General features: G+C 47.7%; 10 protein-coding genes. 3 read left to right on the top strand and 7 right to left on the bottom strand.

The features are described from left to right. From E7Z62_03530 to E7Z62_03505, 6 genes are all read right to left on the bottom strand, one after another. Window positions 1–434, bottom strand: a 434-nt coding sequence (locus tag E7Z62_03530; protein MBE6522182.1) for a carbohydrate-binding domain-containing protein, incomplete at its 3' end; no start/stop codon positions are given. A 71-nt stretch (window positions 435–505) separates the two neighbouring features. After that, window positions 506–1,282 (bottom strand): polyphosphate polymerase domain-containing protein, encoded by a 777-nt coding sequence (locus tag E7Z62_03525; GenBank protein ID MBE6522181.1) that lies wholly within the window; start codon window positions 1,280–1,282, stop codon window positions 506–508. Window positions 1,283–1,294: 12 nt separating this feature from the next. After that, window positions 1,295–1,981 carry a DUF4956 domain-containing protein gene (locus E7Z62_03520; GenBank protein MBE6522180.1) on the bottom strand — a complete coding sequence of 229 codons (687 nt, stop codon included), beginning with the start codon at window positions 1,979–1,981 and terminating at the stop codon, window positions 1,295–1,297. 186 nt (window positions 1,982–2,167) lie between these two features. Next, window positions 2,168–2,851: a hypothetical protein gene (locus E7Z62_03515; protein MBE6522179.1), complete on the bottom strand. Its 684-nt coding sequence runs from the start codon at window positions 2,849–2,851 to the stop codon at window positions 2,168–2,170. Between the two features lie 60 nt (window positions 2,852–2,911). Further along, window positions 2,912–3,706 (bottom strand): 4Fe-4S dicluster domain-containing protein, encoded by a 795-nt coding sequence (locus E7Z62_03510; protein ID MBE6522178.1) that lies wholly within the window; start codon window positions 3,704–3,706, stop codon window positions 2,912–2,914. A gap of 24 nt (window positions 3,707–3,730) precedes the next feature. Further along, window positions 3,731–4,303 (bottom strand): phosphoserine phosphatase, encoded by a 573-nt coding sequence (locus E7Z62_03505; GenBank protein MBE6522177.1) that lies wholly within the window; start codon window positions 4,301–4,303, stop codon window positions 3,731–3,733. A gap of 94 nt (window positions 4,304–4,397) precedes the next feature. On the opposite strand from E7Z62_03505, the gene E7Z62_03500 reads away from it, so the two are divergent. From E7Z62_03500 to E7Z62_03490, 3 genes are all read left to right on the top strand, one after another. Then, complete coding sequence (locus E7Z62_03500) at window positions 4,398–4,949, top strand: cysteine hydrolase (GenBank protein ID MBE6522176.1); 552 nt, start codon at window positions 4,398–4,400, stop codon at window positions 4,947–4,949. Window positions 4,950–5,029: 80 nt separating this feature from the next. Further along, window positions 5,030–5,437, top strand: a complete 408-nt coding sequence (locus tag E7Z62_03495) for a hypothetical protein (protein ID MBE6522175.1) — start codon at window positions 5,030–5,032, stop codon at window positions 5,435–5,437. Between the two features lie 4 nt (window positions 5,438–5,441). Then, entirely contained in the window at window positions 5,442–5,729 is a 288-nt protein-coding gene (locus tag E7Z62_03490; protein ID MBE6522174.1) for a DUF1294 domain-containing protein, read from the top strand. Window position 5,730: 1 nt separating this feature from the next. Here E7Z62_03490 and E7Z62_03485 read toward each other — a convergent pair whose 3' ends face one another. Next, entirely contained in the window at window positions 5,731–6,675 is a 945-nt protein-coding gene (locus E7Z62_03485; protein MBE6522173.1) for a 4-demethylwyosine synthase TYW1, read from the bottom strand. Between the last annotated feature and the right edge of the window lie 6 nt (window positions 6,676–6,681).

Below are 6,681 nucleotides of genomic sequence, written 5' to 3'. Positions count from 1 at the left end.
GTCACATCCTCGCCCGATATTATGCAGATCGGTACCTCCTGTGTCGAACTGAGGGTCAGTCCGTTCAATACCAGCTCGAAGTCGTAGTCCCCAGCATCGATCACGATGTTTCCGATCAAGGTACCGCTGATAGAGTACACGGAACCGCTGGAATCGGACATTCCGCTGAATGTTATGGTGGTAAGACCTGATGATTCCGTCACGGTGTAGCAGTTATCGGAACCGCTCTCGAATGTGATGATGAAATCGGATGTGCCTGATATGTTGCTGGATGAAGTCTCCTCGCCGGTATCTATGGTCGTATCCGAAGTCTTGCTGGGGGTGCTGCCATTAGGTACAGTAGTATCATCAGATGTACTAATCATCATGAATACTGCCCCTCCAGCAACAGCAATAGCCGCTACGGCTATTATCAACAGTGTTTTTGTTTCCATTCTATTCCTCTTTTTTTAAATTTGATTCTTTGATTATTCTCCTTCCAGTGTCTTTGTAAATGGTTGATGCCTCACGCCACAGTGTCCTGCAATAGACGGCTGTGATTCTCTACCGTTGCCGGTCCGGTCGGTATCTTCAGAAATCCTTCAGGCATGCGGCAGAGGACCATCTCCTTGTACGCGTTGCCATACTTGCTGAACGATGACTTGTAGAGATGGGTGCTGTTCAGAATGTCTAGCAGCCATTCCGGGTAACCATACATAGTCTTGATCTCCATGAGTGTATAGCCTTCCGGCAGTACTCTGTGACCTCCAAGCTCTGAATCCAGATTCACATCCTCCATACGCGCCATAATGTCACTGTCTATCGTGATGCGGAGGTCAGAACCTGATTTGTCGTAGTATGCTTCACGTTCGTAACTGAGAAGCATCGCAGGCCTTATCCCACGGTAGCGGTTCTTTGTGAAATCGATCTCCTCTCCGATCTGCGAATGAGGGTAATCTCCATGTTCAGTTGTAAGCCACCCCATTGCCTCATCCAACGGCATTGTCAGACGACGTTTGTAGACTACCGATTTGTATTTCTTCTTCAGCTCTACAAACACCTCGCCGTCTGACTGCGGTCTACCGTAACTGCGCACACGTATCTTCTCCTTGTAGACTGGACGCTCAATTGAACGGCGGACGATTTGAAAATCATCCGTGTCGAAGTAGATGTTGCGAATGGAAGAGCGCCCGTACCTATCCAAAACCATATGGTCTTTCAAGGCGGAATAGACAGACTCTTTCTGTTCTTCACTCATCAGGTACTTCAGTTCGTATCTCTTGAATACCATATTTTGCACCATGATTTGCCTCCCTCATAGCCCCCCGGTCTTCTCTTCCTGGCGCATGATGGCGACCTCCAGGTTTCCGTTCCTCACACGAATCTTATCGATGAGCTCCTTCTGCTGTAGTTCATCTTTCAGAGTCACGTTGTACTTCAGTTTGAACATGCTTCCCATGTTGGTAGACTTGACTGAGACCAACTCGCAGGCACTGGTGTATTCTGCAAGCACGGTGTCGATATCCGAATTGTAATCTAGATCCTCAGGTATTGTTATGCAAATGACCTTCTCGGCCATCCTGGTACGCGGTTTGCCGAAGTTCACATGCGATGCTAGCAGTATTACTGCACAGATTATTGCGACAAATATCAGGGCAAATGCAAGGAATCCCATTCCGATCAAGAGGCCTGCTGCCATGGCCAGGAATATTATGGCGATTTCCTTAGCTGATGCAGGTGCGGAACGGAACCTTACCAGACTGAATGCTCCTGCGATGGCGATTCCAGCTCCGATGTCTCCGCTGACCACCATTATGACGACGGAGACTATCGCGGGCAGCAGAGCTACTGTCAGTGCGAAGCTGTCGCTGTGTGCGTTCTTGTAGATGTATATCGCAGAAACGATGAATCCCACCACTAATGCCGACCCTATGCAGATCAGGAATTCGAATGGGCCCATCGAATCAGCGGTACTGAATATGCTTTCGAATATGCCGCTCATCCGCATCGCCTCCTGTTGATGGTGTTGAGCATATCAAGGTCTGACCCTGATGATTCCGAGACAGAGCCTCTAAGGCCTCTGCCTTTAGTTCCTTCTTTGATGCTTATGATTGTCATTTTCTTTCCTTTTGATGCTTTTATTGTGAGGTTTAGGATCCGAAGGATCGTTCAAAAAGCGACTAAACGCTCACAGCTCCAAAAGAATGACATTGTTCTGTACGACAGGTGCACAGAATGATACTGAAAACGTTTGTTCCGGGGTATCGAAGAATACGAATTCTTCCTCGGGCTCTTCCTCCTCTTCAACAAGTTCGAACTGAACTTCTTCATCCACTTCATCGTCGAATCCGCTAGCACGTGTATCTGCCGAGTTGAGAGACGATGATGAGCGCATGTACTGTTCAATAATCGCGCAGAGCTTCTTCTTCAGAATCTCCGCGATATCATGCATTCCTCTATCCTCAGCGAATTTTATAGCATCCTCGACGAAACCTGGATCGAAAACACCGATATCACCGATCACCATAGGTTCCAGATTGGCCTCTAGGACCTCAGGCGTTGCATCATGATCATATTCAGGGTGCTTGCTAGGTGGCATAGGCGCATCCGATTTATCGATTGGAATCGGTTGTCTCGGGCCCATGTTGTCCATGGGATGGTTCGAATTCATGAATTCCGGCGGAATCGGACGGGAATCGTCGAATCCTTGCGACATGGGTTTGCCTTCCCTCATCGGAGGACGTTGCTCGAAAGCCAAGGATTCTTCCTCTAATTGACCGTCTGAATCTGTAGTAATGTCTGGGAGTACAGCCAAGACTAATGCTGTCAACGCGGCAACCGCGATTATTGAAGCAAGGAGTCTGCTGTTCACGAATCGTCGAAAGATTTCTGATATTTAAACGGTGCTTAGCCATTGTACGAAGTTTTGGAATCACTTCCAAATGACCTTGCGTTCATCCCTGGGAACCTCACGTCTGAAGCGTATTCTGGGGTGACCGACAACATAAACTGCGTATGCACAGAGCCCTTGCTCAATCTCGGGGAAGAACGACATGAACTTCTCAGGATCGTTCTCTGCTGCCTGGAGCATCCATCTGGAATGGAAACCTCCAAGGCCCATGGCCGATGCCATTAGATCCAACTGTGCGATGGGGATAATTGCATCGATCGGGAAGCGTGCAAATGCAATGATGAGCTGCCTTCCTTCCCATGTGAACGGATTATTCTTCTCCTTCATCCCATCATCCACATACTTGACGAATTGGTCCAAACGTGGATGCTCATTCCTGTGGGAACGTAAAATAGAAGCCAATAGGACCATGAAATCGCCGAACGATTGGTCCACAACTGCATATTGAACTTTTTGGGAGTTCTCAGCAGTCGGTGCGTAGCCGATAGATCTCAGTAGACATGAAAGCTCCTCCTCTGTACACGGTCTGTCGAACCATCTTGTGCTCCTTCTGAATCTGTAGAGACTCGCAAGTTCTTCACTGTCAACCGGAGAACCTTTGATCGGCGTGTATGGATAATCGACGAAATCTTTGAGCTTTATTGCACCCTTGGGGCAGACAGATGCACAGTGTCCGCATCTGAAACAATAGTAGTCAGAATCCACCTCGGTAGCCTTTCCATCTTTCACCGAAAGGTGTTCTCTGATGCAGACCTTCACGCACTGTCCGCATCCGATGCAATCCTCGCTGATGACCAGTTGTTCCTTAAACGCCATGAAATTGCATTGGCTTTAAGATTATTAGACCATTTCCTTTTCCAGAATCCATTCTGTTATCTGACCGTTCTTTACCATATATGCCCTATCTGCCAATCTTGCCAATGGGGCATCGTGTTCGCTGTCCGAATAGAATGAGTTGATACGGGCATCACCGAAGATCTCTCTGAATCTCCTGACCTTCTCATAATCGCGACAATTAGGTCCCAGGCAAATCCCGTTCACAGGATCCACATCGGATGCAATGACGTTCTCGATCCCCAATCTCGAGCATATCTCTTTTACATGGAAGAAAGGTGATGCAGAGATGACAACATCGTCATCCTTGTGGAGATCGGCATACCAGCTGAACACCTTTTTCTGATTGTCATCCCAGAATCTCTCAGACATCCGCTCCATGTCGAAGAATCTGAAGAACTTGTAGTATGTCTGTTTCATCTGCCTATGATCTATCTTTCCCTTTCTGAAGCGATACCACGCCCTGAACTGGGAAGGGAAAACCACCAGGATATACGGCCTGCGTTTGAGGCAGTATTTGTAGAGGTCAACCATACAATCGCCGTCATATAGCGTGCCGTCGAAATCATAGACGTTCATGTTAGGCCTCCACTAGCGCTACACCTTTAGCAACTGAATAAGATATAATGCCATTGAGTGTAGTTTTTATTAATCCAACACAGTACACTTGCCTATGATACGCGACTACATCTGGGGAAAGCACCTGGCCTTAATCGTAATTGATCCCCAGCGCAAATTCACTCTGAGCATCGATGAATGGTCTGAGAGGATGGTTCCCGCCGTAGAAGGAATCAACAGATTCCTGAAGATCTTCAGAGAGAATGGAGCCCCAGTAATCTTCATACATTTCGATGGCCCATCACATACAGGTTATCACGGCGAGGATGAAGATGAATGGTTGCCTGGTATCGAATCAGCCGAAACAGATATCGTAGTCCATAAGAAGCATATGAACTGCTTCAAAGAGACCGATCTCGAAAAGATCCTGAAGGACAACAACATAGATTGCGCAGTATTCACAGGAATGCTCACCGAGTTCTGCGTCGCTACGACGTACTTTGCGGCATCAGAGAGGGGCGTCTTCCCCTACATGGGTAAAGGGGCGCTGATACCATACAATAAGGATGGTAACTGGGCCGCTGAAATCATGTGCTCAATGGTGGAGCCCGCAACCGTTGAGAGGTATCTCAAAGGAGAGCAACCGCCTATCGTACTGGACGAATGACCCTTTTGTGACTAAACGGTTATAAAAAGGAAAGTACATGTGCCAATGCCGCCGATAACACTGCGGCAGGATGTGATGGGATGGCAAAAGCAGTAATATTTGCAACTGGTCTCTTGACCAAGAAGAAGTACACGCCTATAGCGAAGTACATTTCCAAGAATGCAAACACAGATATCTTCGACCTCAAGGATCTCATGAGGCTTAACCTGGATGCGTACGATACGATTATTTTCGGTTCAGCCAACAACGGCGGAAAGGCCGATAAGCTGGTAGCAGAGTTCGTAGCAAACAACCAGGACGTCTTGGGTGGCAAGAAGAAATATCTCTATGTCCTGACATCAAAAGACACTGAAAAAGAGCAGGCAGAGGCCACAGCAATCGCTGAGGAACTCGGACTTTCTGAGGCATTCAGCATTCCTCTCAAATCTGAAGAGACCAACGAATCCGGATATCCTGCAGCTCTGGATACATTCATCTCAATGATCTGATAACATGGATACGACAATCCTAATTGCAATTCTCGCAGTATACATCGTACTGAACATAATCGCATTTCTTGCCTTCGTATGGGACAAACACAAGGCTAAGAACGACATGTGGAGGACCAGGGAGTCAACGCTCATATTACTGGCCCTGTTCGGTCCTTTCGGTGCAACAATCGGGATGCTCACTGTAAGGCACAAAACTCAGAAGATCAAGTTCAAGCTCGTATATCTGTTCTTGATCATCCACATAATCGTGATCGCATATCTGTTCATCAGTAAAACGATCTCGTTCTGATTCAAACCTTTAACTGATAGGACTTACGCACGTCTAGCTCCTGCCCGGGATGACCGAGCAGGACTACACGGCTGTCCTCTCTTTTTCTTATTATCTCCATACCTACCTTGGAACCCAATTGATTTGCAAAATCCGTTATCTCTTGGAACGATGGCATGCAAGACATACTAAGTCTCTGTCTGGAGCCTCCGACGAAGACGTATCCTTTGGGTTCTATTAACTCTGGATCTGCAATACGGTCCAAAGCGGCGTATTCATCCACCCATCCAAGATTATGATCCTTAACCAATGTGTGCCTTACTACAGTACTGGTGTTCAGCGAAGGCATAAGCTCCAGAGTGCGCATGAGCCTCTCCCAACCGTCTTTGATCTTGGGGCGGCAGACTCTGAGATAGACCTCTTTGTTCGGAGCGGCCACGGTGACATAGGTCTTAGTGGGGAGTTCATCCAATGCGGCCAATTGGTCAGGATATGTACCGTTTGTTACAAGGAAGGTGGACATCCCCCTGCTATGGCATTCTTTCAGGAAATCGGACAGGTAAGGATATGTGATAGGTTCCCCTGCCAATGAGATCGCTACCTGGTTGGGGTTCATTGCCTCTTGGAATCTTTTCGGATCGCAGCGGGGATCCCCCTTGAACCCTTGGATAAGTTTCCTCTGTTCATTTATGAGGGCATCAAGCATCTCTTTAGGCTCCGCCCAATCAGTTACTTCAAAATCGCTGCCCTGTACCCTCCAGCAGAATGTACACAAGTGGCTGCATTCATTGATGGCAGGGGTCATCTGAAGGCATCTGTGGCTTTCGATACCGTAGAAATCCTGCTTGTAGCAATGGCGCTCATGGAGCATGCTCTCCTTCATCCAATGACAGAGCTTTACGGCGGCATGGTCCTTGTAAATGCGGTACTGTTGTTTGATCAGCAGATTCCGGTAATCCTCGTCCATGCTATC

It is taken from the genome of Thermoplasmata archaeon, from assembly GCA_015063285.1.
GTDB lineage: Archaea > Thermoplasmatota > Thermoplasmata > Methanomassiliicoccales > Methanomethylophilaceae > Methanoprimaticola.
This window is presented reverse-complemented; position numbering and strand designations above follow the sequence as displayed.

Excerpts from the sequence above, each read along its gene's own strand:
- E7Z62_03525 (MBE6522181.1), bottom strand. The coding sequence starts at position 1,282 with ATGGTGCAAAATATGGTATTCAAGAGATACGAACTGAAGTACCTGATG.
- E7Z62_03520 (MBE6522180.1), bottom strand. The coding sequence starts at position 1,981 with ATGAGCGGCATATTCGAAAGCATATTCAGTACCGCTGATTCGATGGGC.
- E7Z62_03510 (MBE6522178.1), bottom strand. The coding sequence starts at position 3,706 with ATGGCGTTTAAGGAACAACTGGTCATCAGCGAGGATTGCATCGGATGC.
- E7Z62_03505 (MBE6522177.1), bottom strand. The coding sequence starts at position 4,303 with ATGAACGTCTATGATTTCGACGGCACGCTATATGACGGCGATTGTATG.
- E7Z62_03500 (MBE6522176.1), top strand. The coding sequence starts at position 4,398 with ATGATACGCGACTACATCTGGGGAAAGCACCTGGCCTTAATCGTAATT.
- E7Z62_03495 (MBE6522175.1), top strand. The coding sequence starts at position 5,030 with ATGGCAAAAGCAGTAATATTTGCAACTGGTCTCTTGACCAAGAAGAAG.
- E7Z62_03490 (MBE6522174.1), top strand. The coding sequence starts at position 5,442 with ATGGATACGACAATCCTAATTGCAATTCTCGCAGTATACATCGTACTG.
- E7Z62_03485 (MBE6522173.1), bottom strand. The coding sequence starts at position 6,675 with ATGGACGAGGATTACCGGAATCTGCTGATCAAACAACAGTACCGCATT.